This window comes from Gordonia hydrophobica NBRC 16057 (genome assembly GCF_001592365.1).
Taxonomy (GTDB): Bacteria; Actinomycetota; Actinomycetes; order Mycobacteriales; family Mycobacteriaceae; genus Gordonia; species Gordonia hydrophobica.
Map to the genome: position 1 here is coordinate 22,203 of NZ_BCWU01000007.1, position 25,687 is coordinate 47,889.

Annotated in this window: 22 protein-coding genes; 9 read left to right on the forward strand and 13 right to left on the reverse strand. The window is 68.5% G+C overall.

The genetic code is table 11. From position 1 onward, the window contains the following. Positions 1–3: 3 nt before the first annotated feature. Positions 4–1,566 (reverse strand): cytochrome ubiquinol oxidase subunit I, encoded by a 1,563-nt coding sequence (locus GH2_RS12665; protein WP_066168549.1) that lies wholly within the window; start codon positions 1,564–1,566, stop codon positions 4–6. A gap of 101 nt (positions 1,567–1,667) precedes the next feature. Continuing rightward, positions 1,668–2,513: an aminodeoxychorismate lyase gene (locus GH2_RS12670; protein WP_066168552.1), complete on the reverse strand. Its 846-nt coding sequence runs from the start codon at positions 2,511–2,513 to the stop codon at positions 1,668–1,670. A gap of 89 nt (positions 2,514–2,602) precedes the next feature. On the opposite strand from GH2_RS12670, the gene GH2_RS12675 reads away from it, so the two are divergent. From GH2_RS12675 to GH2_RS21305, 3 genes are all read left to right on the forward strand, one after another. Continuing rightward, positions 2,603–3,460, forward strand: a complete 858-nt coding sequence (locus GH2_RS12675) for an SDR family NAD(P)-dependent oxidoreductase (protein ID WP_084247494.1) — start codon at positions 2,603–2,605, stop codon at positions 3,458–3,460. A gap of 27 nt (positions 3,461–3,487) precedes the next feature. Then, a complete protein-coding gene (ygfZ, locus tag GH2_RS12680; RefSeq protein WP_066168555.1) occupies positions 3,488–4,660 on the forward strand; it encodes a CAF17-like 4Fe-4S cluster assembly/insertion protein YgfZ in 1,173 nt (390 codons plus the stop codon). A gap of 176 nt (positions 4,661–4,836) precedes the next feature. Beyond that, the gene (locus GH2_RS21305; protein WP_084247479.1) at positions 4,837–5,016 is read left to right on the forward strand and encodes a DUF3073 domain-containing protein; all 180 of its coding nucleotides are present in this window, start codon (positions 4,837–4,839) and stop codon (positions 5,014–5,016) included. A 413-nt stretch (positions 5,017–5,429) separates the two neighbouring features. Here GH2_RS21305 and purM read toward each other — a convergent pair whose 3' ends face one another. The 4 genes from purM to GH2_RS12700 all read right to left on the reverse strand — a co-directional run bounded on the left by purM (position 5,430) and on the right by GH2_RS12700 (position 9,698). Next, the gene (purM, locus tag GH2_RS12685) at positions 5,430–6,515 is read right to left on the reverse strand and encodes a phosphoribosylformylglycinamidine cyclo-ligase (RefSeq protein WP_066168557.1); all 1,086 of its coding nucleotides are present in this window, start codon (positions 6,513–6,515) and stop codon (positions 5,430–5,432) included. A gap of 133 nt (positions 6,516–6,648) precedes the next feature. After that, the gene (gene purF, locus GH2_RS12690) at positions 6,649–8,163 is read right to left on the reverse strand and encodes an amidophosphoribosyltransferase (RefSeq protein ID WP_239588876.1); all 1,515 of its coding nucleotides are present in this window, start codon (positions 8,161–8,163) and stop codon (positions 6,649–6,651) included. Between the two features lie 167 nt (positions 8,164–8,330). Then, positions 8,331–8,723 (reverse strand): sterol carrier family protein, encoded by a 393-nt coding sequence (locus GH2_RS12695; RefSeq protein ID WP_066168562.1) that lies wholly within the window; start codon positions 8,721–8,723, stop codon positions 8,331–8,333. A gap of 108 nt (positions 8,724–8,831) precedes the next feature. Continuing rightward, complete coding sequence (locus GH2_RS12700) at positions 8,832–9,698, reverse strand: PHP domain-containing protein (RefSeq protein WP_239588877.1); 867 nt, start codon at positions 9,696–9,698, stop codon at positions 8,832–8,834. 81 nt (positions 9,699–9,779) lie between these two features. Between GH2_RS12700 and GH2_RS12705 the strand changes: the two genes are divergently transcribed. After that, positions 9,780–11,288, forward strand: coding sequence for a glutamate-cysteine ligase family protein (locus GH2_RS12705; RefSeq protein ID WP_066168565.1), 1,509 nt, complete (start codon positions 9,780–9,782; stop codon positions 11,286–11,288). 50 nt (positions 11,289–11,338) lie between these two features. Here GH2_RS12705 and GH2_RS12710 read toward each other — a convergent pair whose 3' ends face one another. After that, positions 11,339–12,793, reverse strand: coding sequence for a carotenoid oxygenase family protein (locus GH2_RS12710; protein WP_066168570.1), 1,455 nt, complete (start codon positions 12,791–12,793; stop codon positions 11,339–11,341). A 52-nt stretch (positions 12,794–12,845) separates the two neighbouring features. On the opposite strand from GH2_RS12710, the gene GH2_RS12715 reads away from it, so the two are divergent. Then, positions 12,846–13,508, forward strand: a complete 663-nt coding sequence (locus GH2_RS12715; protein WP_066168572.1) for a TetR/AcrR family transcriptional regulator — start codon at positions 12,846–12,848, stop codon at positions 13,506–13,508. 23 nt (positions 13,509–13,531) lie between these two features. Here the strand turns inward: GH2_RS12715 and GH2_RS12720 are convergent, their stop codons facing one another. The 6 genes from GH2_RS12720 to GH2_RS12745 all read right to left on the reverse strand — a co-directional run bounded on the left by GH2_RS12720 (position 13,532) and on the right by GH2_RS12745 (position 21,109). Further along, positions 13,532–14,269, reverse strand: coding sequence for a hypothetical protein (locus tag GH2_RS12720; protein WP_066168575.1), 738 nt, complete (start codon positions 14,267–14,269; stop codon positions 13,532–13,534). A gap of 167 nt (positions 14,270–14,436) precedes the next feature. Further along, on the reverse strand, positions 14,437–14,817 hold the full coding sequence (locus tag GH2_RS12725) for a DUF2752 domain-containing protein (protein ID WP_066169178.1): 381 nt from the start codon (positions 14,815–14,817) through the stop codon (positions 14,437–14,439). Between the two features lie 107 nt (positions 14,818–14,924). Continuing rightward, positions 14,925–15,422 carry a CD225/dispanin family protein gene (locus GH2_RS12730; protein ID WP_066168578.1) on the reverse strand — a complete coding sequence of 166 codons (498 nt, stop codon included), beginning with the start codon at positions 15,420–15,422 and terminating at the stop codon, positions 14,925–14,927. A gap of 108 nt (positions 15,423–15,530) precedes the next feature. Next, positions 15,531–17,228, reverse strand: a complete 1,698-nt coding sequence (locus tag GH2_RS12735) for an alpha/beta hydrolase (protein ID WP_066168579.1) — start codon at positions 17,226–17,228, stop codon at positions 15,531–15,533. Positions 17,229–17,300: 72 nt separating this feature from the next. After that, on the reverse strand, positions 17,301–19,586 hold the full coding sequence (gene purL / locus GH2_RS12740) for a phosphoribosylformylglycinamidine synthase subunit PurL (RefSeq protein WP_066168581.1): 2,286 nt from the start codon (positions 19,584–19,586) through the stop codon (positions 17,301–17,303). A 56-nt stretch (positions 19,587–19,642) separates the two neighbouring features. Continuing rightward, positions 19,643–21,109 carry a hypothetical protein gene (locus GH2_RS12745; RefSeq protein ID WP_066168584.1) on the reverse strand — a complete coding sequence of 489 codons (1,467 nt, stop codon included), beginning with the start codon at positions 21,107–21,109 and terminating at the stop codon, positions 19,643–19,645. A 119-nt stretch (positions 21,110–21,228) separates the two neighbouring features. On the opposite strand from GH2_RS12745, the gene eccA reads away from it, so the two are divergent. The 4 genes from eccA (at position 21,229) to GH2_RS12765 (ending at position 25,658) form a co-directional block, all read left to right on the forward strand. Continuing rightward, positions 21,229–22,956, forward strand: coding sequence for a type VII secretion AAA-ATPase EccA (gene eccA, locus GH2_RS12750; protein WP_066168587.1), 1,728 nt, complete (start codon positions 21,229–21,231; stop codon positions 22,954–22,956). 231 nt (positions 22,957–23,187) lie between these two features. After that, positions 23,188–23,946, forward strand: a complete 759-nt coding sequence (locus GH2_RS12755; protein ID WP_066168590.1) for a GntR family transcriptional regulator — start codon at positions 23,188–23,190, stop codon at positions 23,944–23,946. After that, on the forward strand, positions 23,943–24,170 hold the full coding sequence (locus GH2_RS12760; protein ID WP_066168595.1) for a 4Fe-4S dicluster domain-containing protein: 228 nt from the start codon (positions 23,943–23,945) through the stop codon (positions 24,168–24,170). The genes GH2_RS12755 and GH2_RS12760 overlap by 4 nt, the downstream gene beginning before the upstream one ends. A 108-nt stretch (positions 24,171–24,278) precedes the next feature. Next, positions 24,279–25,658: an ABC transporter substrate-binding protein gene (locus GH2_RS12765; protein ID WP_066168598.1), complete on the forward strand. Its 1,380-nt coding sequence runs from the start codon at positions 24,279–24,281 to the stop codon at positions 25,656–25,658. Positions 25,659–25,687: the final 29 nt, after the last annotated feature.

Consider the following 25,687-nt stretch of genomic DNA (forward strand, 5'->3'; position numbering starts at 1 on the left):
TCCTCAGTAGGCGAACGAGAGTTCGGTGGCGTCGTCGTCCGCATCGTCCTCCGACGCGATGGCGACGGAGTCCTTCACGGCGGGACCTTCGATCACGTAGCGGCGTTCGAGGTAGAACCAGACGACGCCGAGCGCACCGTAGAGCAGCGCGAAGCCGATGAGCGTGGTCCACACCATCGGCGCGGTGTTGTTGGAGACACCGTCCTGAACCAGCATGTGCACCTCGAGCGGCATCCCGTCGGGGTCGGCCCAGTTCGGCACGACCACCCACGGCTGTCGTCCCATCTCAGTGAAGATCCAGCCCGAGGCGTTGGCGAGGAATGGCGTCGGGAGCATCCAGAGCGCCAGTCGACCGAACCAGCGGGGCACGTCGCTGCGTTTGCGCCGCAGGAACCACAGGCAGCCGGCTGCGACGACCACCGAGCCGAGCGCCCACGTGATCATGGCGCGGAAGCTCCAGTACGTCACGAACAGGTTGGGTGCGAAGTTCTGACCAGGCATGTTGAGCGCTTCCTGGTACTGCTTCTGCAGTTCGTTGACGCCCTTCACCTCCGTGTCGAAACGGTGGTCGGACAGGAACGAGAGCATGTTCGGGATGGTGATGACGTGCTCGATGTTGTCGCAGTTGTTCTGTCTACCGATGCTGAGCACCGAGAAGGCCGCGCCGGTCTCGGTCTCGCACAGCGACTCGGCGGCCGCCATCTTCATCGGCTGCTGTTTGAACATCAGTTGCCCCTGCATGTCTCCGGTCACGAACAGTCCGAGGCCCGATCCGATGACGACCCACAGGGCGAGCAGCGCCACCGGTCGCCACAGTGTCGCGTTGTCGTGCCGGAGCTGCTCGGGCGTCGCACCCACCTGGCTCGGCGAGGTGGTCTCCGGAATGATCGACTCGTCGCCGGTCTTCGCAGCCTCTTCGATCTTGGCCGCGCGGTATCCGTTTCGCGCCATCCACCAGAGACCGATGACGGCGACGACGGTGGCAGCAGTGAGCAGGGCGCCCATGATGACGTGCGGGAAGGCGACGAGCGTCGTGTTGTTGGTGATGACCGCGATGAAGTTGTTCATCATCGGCCGGTCGCGCTCGGCATCCCATTCCACACCGACCGGATGCTGCATCCACGAATTCGCGACGATGATGAAGTAGGCCGACGCGTTGACCCCGATCGCGACGAGCCAGATGCACGCGAGGTGGATCCGTTTGGGCAGTCGACCCCAGCCGAACATCCAGAGGCCGATGAACGTGGACTCGAGGAAGAACGCCATCAGCCCCTCGAGCGCGAGTGGCGCACCGAAGACGTCCGCGACGAAGCGGCTGTACTCGCTCCAGTTCATCCCGAACTGAAACTCCTGCACAATGCCGGTGGCGACGCCGAGAGCGAAGTTGATCAGGAAGATCTTGCCGAAGAACTTCGTCGCGCGGAGCCACTGCTCGTTACCCGTGCGATGCCAGATCGTCTGCATCACCGCGATGAGCGGTGCGAGCCCGATCGTGAGCGGAACCAGAATGAAGTGGTAAACGGTGGTGATACCGAACTGCCACCTGGAGATGTCGACAACGTTCACTAGCGAACCTCGTTTCAGCGCCCGACACTGGACTACTACATAGAGTAGTAGCGTTTCGGCTGGTGTAAAGAGCGTCGTGACCGAGGCAACCCGGCCCGCCGTTATGACCCTGCCGACTCCGCTACCAGCGCGGCGACGTCGAGCACACTCGCCGCACCCATGACCTGCTCGTCCAAGACGCGGATCCGCGCCGCCAAGGTGATCGACGACAACAGCCACACCTCGTCGGCGTCGTAGAGCTCGCTCACCTGCAGCGCAGACTCAGACGTCTCGATGCCCCGCGCCGCCGCCAGCTCGAACAACGCCTCCTGCGTGGTGCCGGGCAGGATGCCGTCGTCCCGTCGGGGCGTCACCAGCACGCCGTCGATCACCGCCACCACCGAACTGCGCGGACCCTCCAACACCGTGCCGTCCGCGGCGAGGAAGACGGCGTCGTCCACTCCCAACGACTGCACGTGCCGCAACGCAGCGACGTTCGCCGCATAGCTGAGCGACTTCACCCCGGTCAGGAGCCACGGCGCCGTCGCCGCCAGGCCCGGCCGATAGGCGGTGGGCAGCGACACCGCGCGCACGCCGTCACGCCGAGCGACAGCCGCGCGCGCGGGCGCCGGGGTGATCGACACGAACAGCGTCGGCCGCCCGTCACCGCCGTCACGGCCACGCGTGTACACCACGCGCAACACCCCGTCCGCGGGCGACGACCACTCCCGCACCGCGACACCGACCGCCCGCTCGACCTGCGCCGGATCGACGGCCGGCAACCCCGCCGGCCCCACGCTCGCGGCCAGCCGACGCAGATGACGTGCCAGCCCGCACACCCCGCCGGCGCGGACCAGCATGGTCTCGAACACTCCGTCGCCGTGCAGCAGCCCGAGATCGTCGGCGTGCAGCAGTGGAACGTCGGGGTCGCAGACCCGCCCTTCGCCGGAGACCAGCACTCGCGTCATCGCTCTACGATGTCACGTCCCGTGCCGGATTCGCGGCAGTGGGAACCATCTGCCATCGCACCACCCGGCTCGTGATGCACCATGGGCCGATGACCACCGAACGCATCGCCGTCGTGACCGGCGCCAGCCGCGGCGCAGGCAAAGGCATCGCCCTGGCTCTCGCCCAACCCGGAACCACCGTCTACGTGACCGGACGCACCGTGGAACCGGGCCGCGCCGACCTCCCCGGCACCATCGGCGAGACCGCCGACGAGATCACCCGCCGCGGCGGCACCGGCATCGCCGTCGCCGTCGACCACTCGGACGACGACCAGGCGGACGCACTCTTCGACCAGGTCCGAGCCGACCACGGCCGCCTCGACATCCTGGTGAACAACGCCACCGCACTCCCAGCGGGCCTCACCGAGAAGGGGCCCTTCTGGAACAAGGGGCTCGGTCTCCTCGACCTGCACGGCGTCGGCCTGCGCTCCACCTACGTCAGCACGTACTACGCGGCGCCCCTGCTCATCGAGACCGGCGGCGGGCTGGTGGTGCACACGTCATCGTTCGGCGGCACCTGCTACATGCACGGCCCGGCGTACGGCTCGGGCAAAGCCGCCGTCGACAAGATGGCGCACGACATGGCCGTCGACTTCACACCGTTCGACGTCGCCGTCGTCTCCCTGTACATGGGCCTGCTCAAGACCGAACGCACCCTGACGGCCTTCGAGGCGAATCCGCAGATGTACGCCGGGCTCGCCGCCACCGCCGAAACCGTCGAGTTCCCCGGCCGCATCATCGACGCGCTGTCCCGCGACCCGAAGCGCATGGAACGCTCGGGTCAGATCCTCATCGGCGCCGAGCTCGCGACCGAACTCGGCGTCACCGACGTCGACGGCAACCAGCCGCCATCGCACCGCCGATTCCTCGGCGATCCGCCGACCTTCTCCGCCGCCGTCGTCGAGTGACGCGCACAAACTCGTAGACTCGGACACATGCCGTCTCCGTCGCCGATCCTCACGTCCCATCCCGGTGCAGTCCCCACCCCCGAAGGCGATCCGAGTCCAGGCGTCGCCTGGCACTACGGCGATCCCCTCGGCGAACAGCGCGCCGCCACCCGGCGCGCGGCGATCGTCGACCGGTCCGACCGCGCCGTCATCGAACTGTCCGGCGACGAACGCCTCACCTGGCTGCACACCATCTCCACGCAGCACCTGACTGGGCTCGCCGATCGACGCAGCGCCGAGAACCTGTCGCTCGACGGCAACGGCCGCATCGAGGACCACTTCGTCCTCACCGACATCGACGGCACCACCTGGGTCGACACCGAATCGTCCCGCGGCGAGTCACTCGCCGACTTCCTGACCAAGATGGTCTTCTGGGCCAAGGTCACCCCCGCCGCCCGGCCGGACATGGCGGTGCTCACCCTGCTCGGCCCCGACGTGCTCAGCGGCCCGATCGCCGAAGCCATCGGGCTGGCCGCCGACGCCACCGTCTATCAAGCCGGCGACCTCCCCGAACTGCGGCACGACGACGAGCCCCTCGGCTTCTGGCGCGTGATGCCGTCGCTCGGCGACCGCGGAACCACCCCCGTCGTCGACCTCGTGGTCCCCGAGTCCGACGTGCGCGCATGGTGGAAGCTGATCGTCGACGCGGGCGCCGCGCCCGCAGGCATGTGGACCTACGAAGCCCTGCGAGTGGCCGCCATGCGCCCACGCCTGCACCTGGACACCGATGAACGCACCATCCCCCACGAGGTCGACTGGATCGGCGGCCCCGACGAGGGCGGCGCCGTCCATCTCGACAAGGGCTGCTATCGCGGCCAGGAGACCGTCGCGCGCGTCGCCAACCTCGGACGTCCGCCGCGCCGTCTCGTCCTCCTCCACCTCGACGGCAGCTCCGCGTACCGTCCCACCACCGGCGACGACGTCAACGCGGGCGGACGCAAGATCGGCCGCCTCGGCACCGTCGTCGATCACTTCGAGAACGGCCTGATCGCTCTCGCACTCGTGAAACGCAACGTCCCCGTCGACACCGAACTCGTCGTCGGCGCCCCGGACAGCCCCGACGACGCCGCCACCGCACGCATCGATCCCGACCTCTACACACCCGACGACCAGGTGCAGCCCGGCCGTGCCGCCGTCGACCGATTGCGCGGACGCGGCTGACCCGACGTCAACCGAACGACACGCAGACCCCTCATACCAGCGGTTTTCGTGTCGCCTGTCGCAGCAATGGGACTTAATGCCGAGTGCGCGCTAGACTGTGGATACGAAAACTATTAACGAATAGAACGGGGCCGCCACACCGATGGCCGCCCCGTCACTGTGCGAGGGGGTCCCATATGGGCCGCGGCCGGGCAAAGGCAAAGCAGACGAAAGTTGCTCGTCAGCTGAAGTACTCCACTCCTCATACCGACTTCGACAGTCTCCAGCGTGAACTCTCTGGTGGCGGCGACAAGTCGTATGACTCATTTTCGAGTGAGGAGAGTTGGAACAGTGAAGAGGAGTGGCGGCACGCCTGACGGCGTCGTCGCTACACCCGCTCGTACAGGCATCACCCCTCACGGGGAGTAGCGCCCTGCGCACATGATCGCCTGACATACGCAGAACCCCGTGTCGTGTGTGCGACCCGGGGTTCTCGTATTGCCTGCGCTTGTCTTGTTCGTGGGTGGGTGCGGTGGCGGGCGGGAGAAGTCGCTGCTTCGGCAGTCCTCGCTCCTCGCCTAGCGGCTCGTCGCTGCGGAGAGCTCAGCAGCGACTTCTCCCGCCCGCCACCGCTCCCGTGCACCGCGCGCTCGTACCTCCTCGTGAGGCGTCTTGCTTCCAGCGGTTCCTGTGGCGCTCTCAATCGCTGGCATGCGTTTGGCGCACGACAAGGCGGCCGCGACTTCGTGTCGCGGCCGCTTGTTGCGCCCTAGGATTTGCCAGTCGCGCGCTAGAATCTGGGGTGGTCTCCCACCAGGGTGGCGGAGCCCTTGGCTCCGGCGTCGCCCGCCTTGACGGTGCCGAGGACCCAGTTGTCGACATGGCGGGCGGTCAGGATCGCCTGGGCGCGGTCGGTATCCTCCGGCGAGACGATGGCGACCATGCCGACGCCCATGTTGAAGGTGCGCTCCATCTCCGACCGCTCCACGCGGCCGCGCTGCGCGATCATCGAGAACACCGGGGCCGGCGTCCACGTGCTGCGCTCCAGCTCTGCGGTCAGGCCCTTCGGCAGCACGCGGCCCAGGTTGTCGGCCAGGCCGCCACCGGTCACGTGAGCAAAGGTCCGGACATCGCTCTCCGCGGCCAGCGCCAGGCAGTCCTTCGCGTAGATGCGCGTCGGCTCCAGCAGTTCCTCACCGAGGGTGCGACCGAACTCCTCCACATGCCCGGACAGATCGAGCTTGCCCCAGTCCAGCAGCACCTTGCGCGCCAGCGAGTAGCCGTTCGAATGCAGACCCGACGACCCCATGGCGATGACGACGTCGCCGGCGCGCACGCGGTCGGGACCGAGAATCGAATCGGCTTCCACGACGCCGACACCGGTCGCCGAGATGTCGTAGTGACCGTCCTCCATGACGCCCGGATGCTCGGCGGTCTCGCCGCCAAGCAGGGCACACCCGGCATCCACGCAGCCGTCGGCGATGCCCTTCACGATGTCGGCGACCATCTCCGGGATCACCTTGCCGATGGCGATGTAATCCTGCATGAACAGCGGCTCGGCGCCGCACACGACCAGATCGTCGACCACCATCGCAACCAGGTCGCGACCCACGGTGTCGTGCTTGTCCATCGTCTGCGCGATCACCAGCTTGGTCCCGACACCGTCGCTGGACGCCGCCAGCACCGGCTCCCGGTAATCGCCCTTCAGTGAGAACAGACCCGCGAAGCCGCCCAGTCCGCCGAGAACTTCGGGGCGCGTGGCACGCTTGGCGTGCGGCGCGAAGAGTTCGACGGCGCGCTCGCCTGCATCGATGTCCACGCCCGCGGCCGCATACGATGCGCCGGCCGGCAGCTTGTCGACAGACCCTTCGGTCATATTCTTGATTCTCCTGAAATTAGGGCAGCTGAAGACCAGCCGGTCGGGCGGTGGGACGCACTCACGGTACCTGAGTGCACGCTCGGTTCTTGTACGACGAGGCAATGCACGACCCGAATCGGGTCGACCCGCCTCAAGGTCGCATCACGGCGCTGACGTTGTCGTTCGACGCCGTCAACGGATCGAGTCCGTTCGAACTCCGCAGCATGGACTCGAGGACGGTTTTGCCCATCGTCGTCTCCGTGGGGAGTTCGATCGGGTACTTGCCGTCGAAGCACGCCGCACACAGACTGCTGCGGTCCTGACCTGTGGCATTGATCATCTCGTCGATCGTGATGTACCCGAGCGTGTCGGCGCCGATGGCCTGCCGGACGCTCTCGACCATCGCTTCCTTGGAGTCGGAACCGTTCGCGATCAACTCGGCGGGCGACGCGAAGTCGATGCCGTAGAAGCACGGCCACTTGACCGGTGCCGATGCGATGCGCACGTGGACCTCGGCGGCGCCCGCCTCGCGAAGCATGCGGATCAGTGCGCGCTGGGTGTTGCCGCGGACGATCGAGTCGTCGACCACCACCAGGCGCTTGCCGCGGATCACTTCGCGCAGCGGGTTCAGTTTGAGTCGGATGCCGAGTTGGCGAATGGTCTGCGACGGCTGAATGAACGTTCGTCCGACGTACGCGTTCTTCATCAGCCCCTGGCCGTACGGGATGCCGGACTCCTGCGCATAGCCGACCGCCGCGGGGGTCCCCGATTCGGGAACCGGGATCACCAGGTCGCCGTCGGCGGGCTGCTCGCGAGCCAGGCGACGCCCGATCTCGACGCGCGTCGAATGCACCGAACGGCCGTGGATCACGCTGTCGGGGCGCGCCAGGTACACGTACTCGAAGACGCAGCGCGCAGGCGTCGGCTCGGCGAACCGCTGACTGCGGACCCCGTCGGAGTCGATGGCCAGGAGCTCGCCCGGCTCGATGTCGCGGACGAACGAGGCGCCGACGATGTCCAGGGCAGCGGTCTCCGAGGCCACCACCCAGCCGCGGTCCAGACGGCCCAGCGACAACGGACGCACACCGTGCGGGTCACGCGCGGCGTAGAGCGTCGTCTCGTCCTGGAACGTGAGGCAGAAGGCGCCCTTCACGGTCGGGAGAAGCTCCATCGCCGACTGCTCGAGGGTCTTGTCCGCAGCCCCGTGTGCCAAGAGCGCACCGAGGATGTCCGAGTCCGAGGTCGCCGCACTGTTCGACGCCGTCCCGTAGATCCCGAGGTCGCGGGCCCGGTCGGCCAACTCGGAAGTATTGACGAGGTTGCCGTTGTGTCCGAGCGCAACGCCGCTGCCGGTCGCCGTGTTCCGAAAGATCGGCTGAGAGTTCTCCCAGGTCGTCGAACCGGTCGTCGAATAGCGGCAATGTCCGACGGCCACATGCCCGACCATGGAGGCGAGGGTCTGCTCGTCGAAGACCTGGCTCACCAGGCCGAGGTCCTTGAACACCAGCACCTGCGAGCCGTCGCCGACCGAGATGCCCGCGGCCTCCTGACCACGGTGCTGAAGGGCGTAGAGCCCGTAGTAGGTCAGTTTCGCGACGTCTTCGCCGGGCGCCCAGACGCCGAACACACCGCACTCTTCGCGAGGCTCGTTCTCAGGCTGGTCCATGGCGGCGGACGGGTGTGACGATCCGCAACATCCGGTCTGATTCAGCAGGTTCGGACGGTGATTCGGCTTCTCGGACAAGTGAGACGCTCCGGTTTCCTGGGCTCGGCGGGCGGTACCGTTACCACAGTCTACGGCCATCGATCCGGCATCGAGAAATTCTCGGCCCGTCAACGCGCGAGCGGGATCACCGGCAGATAGTCGGCGACGTCGCCTGCCCGGTGACCGGACACGCTGACGCGGTGCTCGGCGACGGCGGTCTCGAGATCGAGCAGCCCGGTCGCCAGGAGCAGCCATTCCCGGGGTGCCATCTCGATGACGTTCGGCGGAGTGCCTCGGGTGTGCCGCACGCCCTCGACGCACTGCACGGCGACGAACGGCGGCACCCGCAACTCCACAGCATTCCCGGGCGCGTCCTGGCCCACCGTGCGCGCCGTGAGTCGGACCGCAGCGGCCAACGCCGCACGCCCCGGCTTCGGCGCGGTCTCATCACGCAACCAGTCGGCGACGGCCAACACGGCAGCACGGGTCTGCGCCGGATCGGCTTTGTCACGCGGTCCCACGGCAACTCCTCATCGTCGATTCTCGGACAGAATTCCCCGCTGGGCGACGGCATACCCGCTCACGCCGATACCGGCCGTCAGCGGGGAATCCTGTCCGGCCTGCGCGGGTCAACCGACGAACGGGGCGACGGCCCCGGCGGCGATGATCTGCTCGACGACGTCGTCGGCCGTCCGCTCCTGGCCGATGCGCAGCGACTTGTTGGTCCCGTGATAGTCGCTGGACCCGGTCTGCAGCAGGTGCAGATTCCCGGCGATGTCGGCCAGTTCGGTGCGGGCGGCGTCGTCGTGGTCGGGATGACGCACCTCGAGCCCGGCCAGCCCGAGCGGCACCAGCGATTCGATGACCTCGGCGGTCAGCACCGAGGCCGCCGCACGAGCCCGCGCGTGCGCGATGACCGGGACGCCGCCCGCCGCCGTGATCTGCGTGACAGCCTCGGTCAGCGTGGTGGAGCGCAGCGTCGCATAGTAGGGGCTGCCGTCGTGCAGGAGTTCGTCGAACGCCTCCGCCACCGATCCGACCACCCCGTGCTCCATCAGCGCTCTTGCTATGTGCGGTCGGCCGATGTTGCTGGGACCGGCGATCTCGCGGACCCGCTCGAGAGTGATCGGGTGGCCGGCGTCGATGAGGTTCTGCACGATCCGGGCGCCGCGACCGGCGCGATCGTCTTTCACGCGCTGCCATTCCCCGACGATGCCCGGGTCGTCACGGTGGAACAGGTAACCGAGCAGGTGGACGGTGACCAGCGTGCCGTCGACGTCCGGGTGCTTGGTGGAGAACTCGGCTCCCGGAATCACCCGCATACCGGCCGGCACCTGGGCGGCGATGTCGTCCCAGCCGCCCGCCGTGTCGTGATCGGTGAGCGCGATCGTGGTCAGCCCGGCACTGCGCGCGGCGGCCACGAGCTCGGCCGGAGTGTCCGTTCCGTCGGAGAACATCGAGTGCGTGTGCAGATCCGCGGTCATCTCGGGGGCCATGCTCCGATGGTAGTGGGATCAGATCTGGTGAATGCCGCGAGATCGGCTTCGCGCGCGTGCACCGTCCGGCACGATTGCCGCATGGGCACTGATGTGAGCCAGCAGCAGTTCAGCGGCGACGACCGCGTCCGATTCCGGTCACAGGTGTCACGCGGCACCGAGGCCATTGCGCGGATGCTCGCCGAGGGGCTCTTCACCGACCACGGGCGGCCGCCGGAGCCATTGCTGGGGATGGAGGTGGAACTCAATCTGATCGACGACGACGCCGACCCGGCCATGGCAAATGCCACGGTGCTCGACGCGATCGCCGACCCCGACTTCCAGACCGAGCTCGGTCAGTTCAACATCGAGATCAACGTGTCCCCGCGACCGTTCGTCGGCGGCGACACCGTCTCTCTGGAGCAGTCGCTGCGGAGTTCGCTGAACCGGGCGGAGTCGCGCGCGGCCTCGACCGGCAACCACCTGGTGATGGTCGGCATGCTGCCGACCTTGCGGCACGAGCACTTCGCGCACCAGTGGATCTCCACCAATCCGCGCTACAGCCTGCTCGACGAGCAGATCTTCGCCGCACGCGGCGAGGCGTTGGAACTCGACATCACGGGCGTCCCGCTGGCGACCGGCGGTAGCGCCGATCTGCTGAAGACCACCAGTGAGTCGATCCTGCCCGAGGCCGCGTGCACGTCACTGCAGCTGCATCTCCGCGTCGCGCCCGAGGACTTCGCCGCCCACTGGAACGCCGCGCAGGCCATCTCCGGCGTCCAGGTCGCCATCGCGGGGAACTCCCCGTTCCTCGACGGCAAGGCGCTCTGGCACGAGACCCGGATCCCCGTGTTCGAGCAGGCCACCGACACCCGCCCGCTGGAGTTGAAGAATCAAGGCGTGCGGCCGCGCGTCTGGTTCGGCGAACGCTGGATCAACACCATCTTCGATCTCTTCGAGGAGAACACCCGCTACTTCCCCGCCTTGCTCCCCGTCTCGTCCGACGTGGATCCGCTCGCCGAACTCGAGGCGGGACGCATCCCGGAGCTCGACGAGCTGCGACTGCACAACGGGACCGTGTACCGCTGGAACCGACCGGTGTACGACGTCATCGACGGGCAGGCGCACCTGCGCGTGGAGAACCGAGTGCTGCCGGCGGGGCCGACCGTCGTCGACATCATGGCCAATTCGGCGTTCTATTACGGCGTGGTCCGCGGGTTCGTCGAAAGCGATCTGCCGCTCTGGTCGCAGATGTCGTTCGACGCCGCCGAGGAGAACCTGGCGGCAGGCGCACGCTGGGGCTTCGGCGCACAGATGTACTGGCCGAACATCGGCTGGGTGCGTCCGGACGAGCTGGTACTGCGACGCCTGCTGCCGCTCGCCGAACGCGGCCTGACCGCTTTCGGGGTGTCGGAGCAGGCCAAGGGCCGCTACCTCGGGGTGATCGAGGGTCGGTGCGCCACCCGGCAGTCGGGCTCGGTGTGGCAGCGCAAGGCGGTCGCCGCCCGCGAACGGGCAGGAGAAACTCGTGAGCAGGCACTGCGCGGCATGGTGAAGGACTACGTGACGCTGATGCACGAGGGTGAGCCCGTGCACGCGTGGCCGGTGTAGGCGCCGGTTCAGCTACCAGCCTGCGTTCCGCGGCCTCGACCGCCTCCCCTTCAACCGTCGGCTCGACCTGTCGCTCCGCTCCAATTCCCGTGGAACCCCGCGGGAACCCGGTGCGGCAGCGCGATGGACGCGATGTCCTCGAGGGTCTGCGCGTCGAGCACGGCCAGTCGCGTCGAGTCCGCTGCGAGGTCGGTGACCAGGCCCATCACGGCGCCGTCACCACGAGCGGCGTCGGCCGACCGCGGGGCGAAGGTGAACTCGCCGAGGACCACGCCGTCGCCGAACCGTCGCGTCACCGGCTCGGAGCCGTCGGCGTTCACCCGCGCGAGCAGGGACCCGAAGAGGTCGCTGCCCCCGCCTCCGACCACCCAGCCGGCACCGTGATCCCGGCCGGCGAAGCGGTCGTCGATCCGCGGGAACTCGACGGCCGCATCCCACAGCTGTTCGCGCTTGCAGGTACGCCGAACCGGATCCAGCGTCCACCGCTCCAGACGCGGACGCCCTTCGGAGGGACCGGTGCGGTCACGGTCGAAGGTCCGGTCGTGAACCACCAGATCGACGACCGCCGTGCCGTCGACGTCACGTGCGTTGAGCGGGTGGTAGACGTAGCAGGGGTCGACGTCGATCCAGACGACGTCGGCGTCGCCGCCGTCGCGCGGCATCAGCCCGACGCGGGCCGGATACTTCGGATTCCAGCTGTACGGCAGCGATCCGGCACCCGATCGCGGCAGTCGTTCGGACACGACGTGCGGCATCCGAACGCGGCCCACCATGGCGGACATCGCGAGCCGGGCGAGCGGTCGGACGGCGCGCGGAACGGAGGAGTCGACGGCGATCCGAGGATCGAAGACGACCGGGAGGTCGTAGACGACGACCGTGCTCTCGGTGAGTGAGAACGCGTGCATCATCGGGCTGCCGCCGACGGTGATGTCGACCTCGCGGCGAGCGCGGCCGTCGACGCCGATGACCGCGTACCGGACTGTGTCGCCGCGACCGAAGTGGTAGCTGATCGCATGCAGTTCCCCGGTGGTCGGGTCCTCGATCGGGTGGGCGGTGAAGCCGCCGCGGACCGTGCCCGCGAAGTCGCAGACGTCGAGCGTGTCGAGTTCGTCGGAGAGCTCGGCACAGGCGAGACCGGCCTCGACGAGCGCGAGAGTCCGCCCTTGGAAACCGATGACGTTGGTGTTGGCGCCGGCACCGTGCAGGAACGACCGCCCCGCCTCGGGCGGCCCGGGCCTGCCGAGGACGTCGGTGTGATGCGAGTCGACCCAGCGGTTCCGATACCAGAGCCCCTTCCCGCCGGACAGTCGGATCCCGTGGACCATGCCGTCGCCGGTGAACCAGTTGTAGGTGTCGGGGTCGACGTCGGCGATCGGGTTGGGTCCGTTGCGCAGGTAACGGCCGTCGAGCCAGTCGGGCAGCGTGCCGATGACCGGCAGATCGTGTTCGGTGAGTTCGGTCCGAACGGGCGCGTACTCCCCTTCGAGGAATCGGTTCGTGTTCATCGGGCACCTCCACGTTGCTATAACGTTGTTATGCAGGGATCATAACGCTGTTATGAGTGCACGTAAAGAGGAATCGGCACACCCGGTCCGCGACATGCTGACCGAGTCCGCCTACCGATTGATCACGCAAGAGGGCGTCGAGGCGCTCACCGTCCGACGCCTCGCGAAGGAGGCGGACACGTCGACAATGGCCGTGTACTCCCGGTTCGGCAGCGTCGGAGCGGTGGCCGGGGAGGTCTGCGAGCGCGGATTCGTCGAGTTCGCCGATACGCTGCGTGCAGCGGGAACGTCGTCAGACCCGGTCGCCGATGTGTTGGCGCAGGGGCTGTCGTACCTGCGATTCGCCACGGAGAACCCCCGGCTGTACACGCTGATGTTCCAGTACACGTCACCGGACTGGACGGCGTCGAAGCGCACGTCACTGCTGCAGCACGGCAACCCGACCGAGTCGGTGGCCGGCCGTGCCGCGTTCCGGGTCATGGTCGACGCGCTGCGGCGCGTCACTCCCACCGACGCAGAGGATGCGATCCTGATCCGCGCCGGCGCCACCTGGAGCATGGTGCACGGGCTGGCGATGCTCTCGATCGCCGGGCACCTGACCGGCGTGCACGATCTCGTCGCCCGCAGCGCGCTGATCGCCCTGGCCGTCGGCTACGGCACCCCCGCGCCGGAGGCGGAGCGAGCCTTCGACGCCGCCGCCGATCGGCAGCCGTGACGACCGCTCTGCGCTCGCCGGAGTCAGGCCGAGGTGCCGACCGCGATCGCCACGATCACCAGGACCACGGCGATCACCACCGCGAAACCGATCGCCATGCTGATCCACGCCCACTTGGCGAGGTTCTTCGACGACTCGATCGCGTCGTACGCCTGCTGGGTCTGACCGACGTACCAGAGCTTGCTCACCGAGTTGCTCTTGTTCATGCTCACGATGCCCAGCACCAACGGCGCGATGCCGATCAGCGTCGTGTAGCAGCCTGCGACGAGGAGTCCGCCGAAGACGATCGCCAGGATGGCCGACGTATTGCTGACATGAGGCGGTAGACCGTTGGCCGATCCGTACACCGGCGCACCGACCGGCTGGTACGGGGTCCCGTATCCGTAGGCGGGCGGCGGTACGGCCGGCGGCGTGGCGTACTGCGGCTGCCCGTACCCCTGCTCCGCATAAGGCTGCTGACCGTAGGGTTGTCCGTACGCGGGCGCCTCGAATCCCTGCTGAGCCGTCGGGTCGAATGCGGACTGCGGCTGCTCCGGCACAACGTCCGGCGCTCCGAACGGCGACGTGGAGCGGATCTCGGTCTGCGCGTAGGCAGGCGACCATTCCGACTCGTAGTACGGCGTCGTCGACCCCGCATCGTCGCCCTTCGTCAGCGAGACCGTGCTGGTCTTGTCGACGTCGTCCGCCGCGGGCGGTGTCGGCACGACGACGGTCTCGTCCGCCGTCGGGTCCGCACCGTTCTGATCTTCTGGACTGGTCACGCTACTGAAAACCTCACACCTTCACACTCACCAATGGTTCCGGCCTCCACCGCCACAGCGACACCGCGTACTTCACAGCAAGCACCGCAACCAGCGTCAGCCCGATGATACCGACGGCCTTGTCTGCATCGCCGATCAGTTGGTCGAGACGTCGCCGCCTCCGTGCCTCACACAGCCAAGCCGGTGAACGGCTCAATCGGGATGTTACGGATGATGAACCACACCACCGTGACGACGAGCGCCACCATCGGCGCGTAGCGCCACTGCTGCCAACTGTGAACGCGACGGCCGCGCCAGAGTCCGATCGTGTACGCCACGAAGGCGTAGCCGAGCAGCATCAGCGCCACCACCCCGACCGCGTTGTAGTGCAGAGCCGCCGGAACATCGCCGTGCAGCAGCGAATACAAGGCCCGCGTGGAGCCGCATCCGGGACAGTCGATGTGCAGCAGGAGTTTCGTCGGGCACGGGGGCAGGAAACCGCCGGGCGTCGTCGGATCCCCGAGCCACACCACCGTGCACACGCCTGCGAATCCGACCGCCGCCAGCATCGGCGTGACCACCCGGTGCCGCCACAGAACCGACCACCGGCTCGCCGAGCCGATGACGGCGTCGACGGGCGGTGTGACGTGCTGCCCGCTGCGGTTCATGCCGTGGGTCAGTACGTGGGGTAGGTGTACGACGGGCTGTCGGGCACCGAGTTGATGGCGGCCGCGAAGACCGCGAACCACAGGATCACGAAGATCACCCAGACTGCGACCGACGCGACGGCGCTCCAGATGGAGAACTTCTTCGCGTCCTCGGCCGCTCGGTGGGCTCCGGTGTAATCCCCCATCGCCCACAGCTTCGACACCGAGGTCGCCTTCACGATCGCGACGATGCCGAGCGGGAGGCAGCAGAGCACGGTGGCCAGGATCGCCCACACCAGGTTGTTGTCCGGTTCCGGCCCGGGCGCGCCGCCCTGATAGCCGTACTGGGGCTGACCATACTGGGGTTGGCCGTACTGGGGAGCGCCGTACTGGGGTTGGCCGTACTGGGGAGCGCCGTACTGGGGCTGACCGTACGGCTGACCCCCGTACTGCTGGTCGCCGGACTGCTGGTCACCGAAAGGCTTGTCGCCCGGGTCCCCGTCGGGGAACTGATTCGGATTGGTCATGCTCGTTCAGATTCCTCTCAGCGAGTGGTACTGAGGAACTGTAACGCACCGTCCTCCGAGTCCGAGCCACCGAACCTCCACCGGTCGATCGTCTGATGGACCGAGCGGCTACTTCTCCGGTCCGTCGTGTCCGCGCAGCGCCTCGAGCGCCTGCCGGACCCTCGCGGTGTCGGCGTCGGTCCAGCCGGCGGGCTGCGTCACCGCGATCCACCCGTCGAGAATGACGGTCCCGTAGTTGTGACCGTGCCCGTCCGGTACGCCCGCGGCATTCCCGAGGTCAGCGCTGACCTGCCAGAACGTGACGATGGGATACCAGCGCACCGCGGGCGCACGATCGGCGCCCGCCGGTTCGGACAGCCATCCGGGCTTGCTGAACAGCAGGTCGGGCGACCACCAGACGACGGGATCGGACCGGTGCTGGATGTACAGCACCCGCGGCGACATCCACTCATCTGGATTGCGTTTGATTCCCGCAGCATCGTTCGCAAACCGGACGACGAGCCCGTTCGCGTAGGTCGGTTCGGCCTCCGGGGTGCCCGGGTCGCGACGTTGCACCAGCGCATTCCACAGGCGATTCGAGTTCGGCGGCCCCACCCAGAGGACGCCGTCGACCGTCGACCGGATGTCGTTGAGGTCGTTGAACGCTCCCTCGCCCGCCTGCGTGCCGAGACTCTCGCCGTAGACGAAGAGTTTGGGGCGATGTCCTTCCGGTTTGGTGAGCCATCGGCGGTGCACCGCGTCCACGAGCCGCCGCCCGGCGTCGGCGGCCTTCTCGCGGTCGGCCAAGAACGAGACCCAACTCGGCAGGTACGAATACTGTGCGGCCACCAGCGCGCTGTCGCCGTTCGCGACCAACTCGAAGGTCTGCGCGGCGGTCGGGTTCACCCAGCCGGTGCCGGTGGTCGGGATGATGACGAGCGTCGAGCGGTCGAAGGCGCCGGTCCGTTCCAGTTCGTCGACGAGCAGTGTCATCTGTGCGTCGACGCCGTCGGCGGATTCGAGGCCCGCATAGACGCGGATCGGTTCTTTGGCGGGGCGCCCGTTGAATTCGGCGAGCCGATCGGCGTGGATTCCGCCGGAGACGAAGTTGCGTCCCTCGAAGCCGAGCGTGTCCCATCGAGCGAGCGACTCGGGGCTCCCCGACTTCTCCGGGAGCGTCGGCTGCACGGCGCCGTCGCGCGTCTGGTCGTTCTCCACGCTGAAGATCGCGTTCATGGCGGCGTAGCTGCCGCGGATCGCGATGCCGTCGATCACCGTGTACACCGCGATCAACATGAGCAGCAGTGAGACCACGCCGGCGACGCGCTTCGGAATGCGGAAGAACCGATTCAACGCGCGCGCCAGATAGCCGACGAGATCACGGAGGATTCGGAACGTTCCGATGATCGCGACGGCGAGCGCGGCGCTGATCACCGGAGCTCGCAAGTAGCCGAGGTACGACGGCGCTTCGGTCCCCATCAGCGCCGCCAACTCGCCCTGCCAGCCGACGGCGAAGTGCAGGGTCACCAGCCACAGGGCGAGGCACAGCAGCGGCACCCCGATGCGGATGATGCGACGCAGGCGGATCGGCGGCGGCCACCACGACACGTTCGGCAGCAGCCACCGCTGGGCGATCAGTGCCAGCAAGGCACCGAATCCATAGCCGATCGCGGCGGTGATGCCGCCGATCAGCCCCTGGAACGCCCAGTTCCGCGGCAGGAGCGACGGCGTGAGCGACCACGTGTAGAACACGGTGCCGACGACGAGGCCGGGCTGGTCCACACGCAGGACGCGCATGATCCGGGTGACGGCCGATCCCAACCACATCGAGGAATGACGAACGGCGGCGCGCGGGGTCCTCCGCGTCGCCGCCGCTGTGGTCGGCCGGTGATCGGTCAATTAGCCGAAGAGCTCCGGAAGGGTGCCCTCGTGGACCGCGCGCAACTCGTCGAGCTTGACCTCGAAGTGATCCTGGACCTCCACTGCGTCGCTGCCCTGATCGACGACACCGATTCGCGTCCACGGCAGCCCTCGCGCGTCGAGAATCGCCGAGAAGCGCGACTCCTCGGTCCGCGGAACAGCGACCAGGACGCGGCCGGCTGACTCGGAGAACAGGGTGACGAACGGGTCGGCGTCCGCCGGGAGGATGATGCGGCAGCCGGTCTCACCGGCCAGCGCGGCCTCGGCGACCGCCTGCATCAGACCGCCCTCGGAGAGGTCGTGCGCGGCGGAGACCAGTCCGTCGCGCGAAGCCGCGAGCAGGATCTCGCCGAGCAGCCGTTCACGCTCCAGGTCGACCTTCGGCGGCACTCCGCCGAGGTGGTCGTGCTCCACCTGAGCCCAGATGGAGCCGTCGAACTCGTCGCGCGTGTCGCCGAGCAGGATGAGCGTCTCGCCCGGCTCGGTGCCGATGTCGGTCGGGGTGCGGCGACGGACGTCGTCGATGACACCGAGCACGGCGACCACCGGCGTCGGCAGGATTGCGGTGGAACCCGTCTGGTTGTAGAAGCTGACGTTGCCGCCCGTGACCGGGATGCCGAGCTGTGCGCACCCGTCGGCGAGTCCGCGGACCGCCTGACTGAACTGCCACATCACGGCGGGGTCCTCGGGTGAGCCGAAGTTGAGGCAGTTCGAGACGGCGCGCGGAACGGCACCGGTGACGGCCACGTTGCGATAGGCCTCGGCCAGCGCGAGCTGCGCACCTGTGTACGGGTCCAGGTAGGTGTAGCGGCCCGACGTGTCGGTCGCGAGCGCGATGCCTCGACCGGTCTCCTCGTCGATCCGGATGACGCCGGAGTCGGCGTGCTCGGCCAGGACGGTGTTGCCGCGGACATAGCGGTCGTACTGCTCGGTGATGAACTTGCGGCTGCACAGCGCCGGGCTGGCGAGCAGCTTGAGGAAGGTGGCGCGCAGTTCGTCGGAGGTCTCCGGACGCTTCAGGCCCGCAGTGGTGGACGCGATGACGTCGTCCTGCCAGTCCGGACGCTCCACCGGCCGGTTGTACACCGGGCCCTCCAGCGCCACGGTCTTCGGCGGCACGTCGACCACCGTCTCACCGTGCCAGGTGATCTCGAGGTTCTCGCCGTCGGTGACTTCACCGATGACGGTCGCGAGGACGTCCCACTTGCGGCAGACCTCCATGAACGCATCGACGTTCTCGGGCTTCACGACCGCGCACATGCGCTCCTGCGACTCCGACGAGAGCACCTCCGCGGGTGTCATGCCCACCGCGCGCATCGGGACCTGCTCGAGCTGGATCCGCATGCCGCCGTCGCCTGCGGCCGCGAGCTCGCTGGTGGCGCAGGCCAGGCCCGCGCCGCCCAGGTCCTGGATGCCGACGACGATGCCCGCCTGGTAGAGGTCGAGGCAGCACTCGATGAGGACCTTCTCGGTGAACGGGTCGCCCACCTGGACGCTCGGCAGCTTCTTCCGGTTGGGGCCTTCGTTGCCGTCGTCGTCGAAGGTCTCCGAGGCGAGAACCGAGACGCCGCCGATGCCGTCGAGTCCGGTGCGGGCGCCGAACAGGATGATCTTGTTGCCGGTGCCCGAGGCGAAGGCGAGGTGCAGGTCCTCGGCACGCAGGACGCCTGCGCAGAGCGCGTTCACGAGCGGATTGCCCTGGTAGCTGGCATCGAAGACGGTCTCGCCGCCGATGTTCGGCAGGCCGAGCGAGTTGCCGTAGCCGCCGACGCCGCGGACCACGCCGTCGACCACGCGGCGGGTGTCGGGGTGATCGGCTGCGCCGAAACGGAGCTGGTCCATGACCGCGATCGGGCGGGCGCCCATGGCCATGATGTCGCGGACGATGCCGCCGACGCCCGTCGCCGCGCCCTGGTACGGCTCCACGTAGCTCGGATGATTGTGCGATTCCACCTTGAAGGTCACCGCCCAGCCGTCGCCGACGTCGACCACGCCCGCGTTCTCGCCGATGCCCGCGAGCATGCCCGCCCGCATCTCGTCGGTGGTGGTCTCGCCGAAGTACCGCAGATGCACCTTCGACGACTTGTAGCTGCAGTGCTCGGACCACATCACCGAGTACATCGCCAATTCGGCGTCGGTGGGACGACGGCCGAGGATCTCACGAATCCGGGCGTACTCGTCGTCTTTCAGGCCGAGCTCGGCATGAGGCTGCGGAAGCTCGGGGGTATCGGCGGCGTGGGAAACGGTATCGACCTGGGCGCTCACGCCAGACAGTCTATGCCAGCGCACCGATTGCTCGGACGCTCGCCCACATCGCCGGATCAGCGCGGTGTGCGGTACACCGGAAACAATCTTGGACGCTCGGTCCGTGCGATGCCGACGACGGCGCCGTACGCCTCCGGATCGCCCGTCGTCGACGCCTCTTGGACCAGGTCGATCGGCTGCCTCGACCCATCCGCCGGGAACTGCACCAGCTCGGCCAGCGCCACCACCACGTTGACGGCGAAGAACACGAAGACGAAGCACGCGACCAACGCGATGGTCAGTGTGCCCGGGGCGCGCGGCGCGCACACCGCGACGACGACCGCGACCACGTCCAGCACCGCAGCGCACCGGACGCCGACGAGGATCGGCGCGGCCCGGTCCAGTGCTCGGCGACCACCGGCCCGCAACTCCGCCGGTCGTGCGACCAGCGCCGACCACGCCCAGCACCCCGCGGCCACCAGCAGCGCAGGCGCTGCAGGCCACGCGCCCCACAGCAGGATCGGCACGCCGACCAGCGCGTGCAGGACCGCCGCGGCGATCGCCGCTCCGTAGACGTTGCTCGCGGCCGACGCGTTGTCGGCCGGGGTCCGCGGCGACGTCAGCAGGTCGGGTGCGGGCGCGCCGTCACCGCCGTCGACCGCCTGCGCCCAGGCGGGGACCAGTGCACCGGCGGCCGGGGCGTCGCCACCGGCATGCGGTCGGCGCAGTGCGTCGACGTCGGCGGGGCGCGGGCCGCCGACGTACCGGCGCTCGAGTGCGACGGCAGGTGCGGGTCCGTCGCCGATGAACGCCCGGAACACGGTCCCGGGCACCGGCGCCCAGAACGGCCAGTCGGCGTAACGGAAGCGCAGCGGGGGCAGTCCGTCGACGACGGCGGTGAGGACGAACAACGGCCGACTGTCGAGCCACTCGTCGGTGAACTCGACGTCCGTGACGGTCGCGACGGTCGCCGTGCCGGTGGCGCGGAGGTGACGGAGCGCGAGGTCGTGGGCGAGCGCGATCCGCCAGCCCGCGACGGCGCGGATCGTGACGACGCTGATTGCGGCGACACCGACGAGCGCTGTCACCACCGCCGCACAGACGAGCACGCCGGAGTGGTTCCGGGCCGTCGCGGCGGCCACGGCCAGTCCTCCGGGCACTCCGATCGACGCCCCGGCCACCGTGGGCCACAGCTGCGCGGCGCCCAGCACTTCCGGCGCCTTCAGTTCCCGACCCGAGACGGTGGCGGTCCCGAGTCGGCCGTAACCGAATCCGCCCGCGACCGTCTCCCCTGCCACGCGCGGCGCGATCCACCCGATCGCGGCGAACCCGAAGACTGCGGCGGCGAGAAGCCACGGACTCCAGCCCTGTCCGATGACACCGCCGAGTGCCCACGCCGCGGTCCCGCAGGCGACCGTGACCGCGGCGGTGAGCACGATCAGCACGCCGGCGTGGTCCGCGAGCGACGTCTCCCGATTCACCGGGGCCGTCGGGTCCGGGCAATAGTGCGGATCGTCGTCCACGCTCGTGTAGCGAAAGCTCATGTCGTCTCGTCCCGTCAGTCGTTGTGCCCTCGAGCGCGTCGGCGAACCGCCGTTTCACCATCCTGGCGAGTCGGAAGCATTATTCTCGTGATGGCCATGAGCGTTTCGGGGGGATTGCGATGAATACGAGCCATGATCAGACTGCGCGCGTTGCCGCGCGGGAGTACTTCGCCGCCGGGGTCGGCGTCCTGCTCGGAGATGCACCGCCCGACCGCGACCGGGCACTGAGAGCGTTCGTCCGCGCCTCGGAGATCGATCCGACGATGGGCGACGCCTGGCTCGGTCGCGTCGCCGCCGGCGACCGGTCCGGCCCCTGCCTGCTCGGCCTGTACCGCACGCGCGACAGCATCGGCGTCAGCCAACGTCGGCTCGGCGTGCCCGCCGGACATCTCGTCGGACACCTCCCCACCGGGATGTTCGTCGATCTGCCGATCACCGGGCCCGTCGATGCCGCCGCTGCCTATGCCGCCTCGCTGCTCGCGGGCGGCGACACGACCGGCGCCCGCGACGCCCTCGACCTCATCGACGCCCCTGACGATCCGTCCGTCGCCTTCTGTCGCGCCCTGGTGGCCTTGCGGACGCGGCGGTGGCCCGAGGTCCTCGACGTCGTCGGTTCGCTGGCGTGGCCCGACGACGTCCTGGCCGCGGCCGCCGACTTTCTCGCAGGCACCGCTTGCGTGCACTTGGGCCTGTTCGACGAGGGGTTGCGCAGATTGGAGCGGGTCCGCACCTCCGTCCTCGTCAATGCGCGGGCACAAGCGCTGTTCCTGAGCGGGATGGCACTGCGCACCCGCGGCGACGAGGTGACGGCGCGCGGGTGCCTGGAGGAGGCGTTCGCTCTCGACCCCGGACTCGCCGAAGCCCGCCGCGCGCTGGCCGACCCGTCGTACCGACTGGTGGTCGGCGAGGAATCGACTGACCGTTCTGCCGCGGCCGCGGCGGGGACCGAGACGGCGCTGCCGTCGAGGTCGGACGACGCCCTGCGCGCGGTGACCGACGAGCTCGCCGCGCAGGTGGGCCTGGCGGCGGTCAAGGATCAGGTGGAACGGTTGCGCGCCACCGTGACCCTCGCCCAGATCCGAGCCGAAAAGGGTTTGCGGACGCAGTCGCGCAGTCTGCATCTGGCCTTCACCGGCCCACCCGGCACCGGCAAGACGACGATCGCGCGTCTGGTCGCACGACTGTACTGTGCGCTCGGCCTCCTCACGACCGACACCGTGGTCGAGGTCAGTCGCCGAGACCTCGTCGGTCAACACCTCGGATCCACCGCTCCACAGACGTCGGCCGTCATCGACAGCGCCCTCGACGGTGTGCTGTTGATCGACGAGGCCTACACGCTCGTGCAGGAGGGGCTGTCCGGCGGCGACGCGTTCGGACGTGAGGCCATCGACACGCTGTTGGCCCGGATGGAGAACGATCGTGACCGGCTGGTGGTGATCATCGCCGGATACGACGAGGAGATCGATCGGCTGCTCGCTGCCAACGAAGGCCTCGCCTCCCGTTTCGCCCGACGGATCAGGTTCACCTCCTACACCCCGGGCGAACTGACGCGGATCGCCGAGGTACTCGCAGACCGCCGCGACGCCCGGCTCAGCGGCGAAGCCGCCGCCGCCCTGTCCGAAGCGTTCACCGAACTGTACGACGACGTCGTCGACACCCCCGCGGGCCCGCGTCGCGGCACCGACGTCGCGGGCAACGGCCGGTTCGTCCGCAACGTCCTCGAAGCCGCCGAAGAGGAACGCGAACACCGGCTCGCCGCTGGCGACGACCTCGCCGGCCTCACCGACACCGAACTGATGACCATCACCGCATCCGACGTGCACCGCGCCCTGGCCACCACCCGCTGACGGGTCGCCCCGTCGGCATGGACGGACCGCCGCGGTGCTCGCCGGAGTTACGCCCGCACTGAATTGAACTTCCGGGACCGGGACCGCGGTGGCGGAATCAGCGACTCCCCGGACGTCCGCCCAGGTCACGCGGACGCAGGCAACGTCAGCCATGGCGGGATCAGCCACCGGCCGACGACCCCGACTGCGCAGCCCCGACCAGCATCGATCTGTGCCCTTAGGCTCCACACCATGCCGAAAACGAGCGATCAGACACGCCGCCGCCGGGCCGACGATGCCCGCGTCGTTGCGGACGTGCTGCGGCGCGGAATCGACCGCGGCGAACGCACCGGCGCCCTCGACGAGCAGCAACTCGCCGCCGAGTTCAGCGTCTCCCGCAATGCCATCCGCGATGCCCTCGCCTTGCTGTGCAGCCAGGGGCAGATCGACCGCGCACCCCGCATCGGCACGCACGTCGTCCGACGCAAGGCCGAACACGGCATCGATGCGCTGCGCGGCCTGAAAGAAACCCTGGTGGAGCACGGCCGGGTGCGCAACGAGGTCCGGGTGGCCACACTCGTCAGGTCCCCGGCCGCAGTCGCCCGCCGCTTGGCATTGGCCCCTGGTGCCGAGGTGGTCTACATCGAGCGGCTCCGGCTACTCGACGACGAGCCGGTCAGCCTCGATCTCACCTACCTGGCCTCCGACGTCGGCGTGCCGATCCTGGACCACGACCTGGAGAACACCGACGTCTTCACTCTGCTGGAACGAGTCTCCGGACAGCGTCTGCATTCAGCCGAGCAGAGTGTGGAGGCCGCCAGCGCCGACCCGCACTCGGCCGCCAACCTCGATGTCCCGGCCGGCACCGCGCTCCTGCTGATCGAACGTCTGGCGCGCCTCGGCCCCGAAGCGCGGCCGGTCGACCTCGAATACCTCCGGATGCGGAGCGACCGCATCACCCTGCACGCCACGGCGCTGCGGGACACCCACCCGAATGGAGAAGCCCGATGACCCTGGTCAACAACCGCGCCGACGTCCCGGTCACCATCGACGAATCGCTGTGCATCGACGGCTGCACGCTGTGTGTCGAGGTGTGCCCCCTCGACTCGCTGGCGATCAATCCCGAGTCCGGGAAAGCGTTCATGCACGTCGACGAATGCTGGTACTGCGGGCCGTGCGCCATCCGCTGCCCCACCGGCGCCGTCACCGTCAACATGCCGTACCTGCTGCGCTGACCAGCCCTTCGCCCAGTTCGACCCAGCCCCAGTTCGACCCAGCCCCAGTACGACCCAGCCCCAGTACGACCCAGCCCCAGTACGACCCAGCCCCTGTGAGGTCCCCTCATGTCCAGAATCCGGTACTTACTCTCCCCCGTCCTGATCGCAGCGGTCGGCGTCGGTGCCACCGCGTGCTCGTTATCGCCCGACGATGCGGGTGACACGACCCAGATCGTGGTCGGATATCAGTCCAAGACCATCAACACCGTCACCGCAGGCACACTGCTTCGCGCTCGCGGCGACTTCGAGAAGCGTCTCGAGCAGGCCGGCGAGGCGAGCGGCACCAAGTACTCGGTGCGCTGGGAGGACTACGACACCGGCGCACCCATCACCACCGGAATGATCGCGGGGAAGATCGACATCGGGTCGATGGGCGACTACCCGATGCTGATCAACGGTTCCCGGGCCAACGCCGACCCGGCCACCGCGACATCGATTCTTTCGGTGACCGGTTCCTCCCCCAAGGGCTCGCTCAACATGGTGGTGGCGCAACCGGATTCACCGATCGACTCGGTGGAGGACCTGCGCGGCAAGCGAGTCTCGGCCAGTGTCGGCTCCGCCGGCCACGGCACTCTGCTGGCCGGCCTGGATCAGGTCGGCGTCCCGTCCGACGAGGTGACCATCTCCAACCAGCAACCGGAAGTCGGCGCCTCCACGCTGGAGAGCGGCAAGGTCGACGCGCTCGCCCAGTTCGTCGCCTGGCCCGGGCTGCTCGTGTTCCAGCACAAGGCCAAGCTGATCTACGACGGCGCCCAACTCGGCCGACCGACTCTGCACGGCACCATCGCACGCAACACCCTGGTGAAGGACCATCCCGAGGTGGTCGAGGCCTTCCTCGCAGCGCAACTGGATGCCACCGCGGCACTGGTCTCCGATCCCCTGACCGCCGCGAAGCAGGTCGCCGACGCCAGCGGGCTGCCACCGGAGGTGGTCTACCTCTACAACGGACCCGGGGGCACCGACTTCAATCCAGCGCTCAAGCCCTCGTTGATCGAAGCGCTCGCCGCCGACAAGCCGTACCTGAAGTCCATCGGCAGCTTCCCGAACCCCGTCGACCTGGACAGCTTCGTCGACGACGCACCGCTGCGCTCGGCGGTTGCCGACACTGGCGGCGACTATCCCGCTCTGCTCGCGCGAACCGGCAACGAGTCGGTCGCGGTCGGCGAGGTCTGGTACGACGGTGACGACACGACCAAGACCGACGACGCCACGGCCGTGCTCCGCCTGGTCCGTGACGCGAAGGCGCAGAACAAGAAGGTCACGGCCGCGTACGTGACCGATCCGGTCCTGGGGACCCGCTGGTTCGCCGACCACTCGGTCTGGCTGCGAAACGGGGATCGCTTCGAGGCCTTCACCACCGCCGACAGCGCCCGCACCTACCGGGAGAACAATCCCGGCGCAGTCTCCGTCAGCTACGACGACGCGATCGCGCAGGTGCGGTCGTGACCGCGGGCACCGTCCCCGGGGCCCGCCCG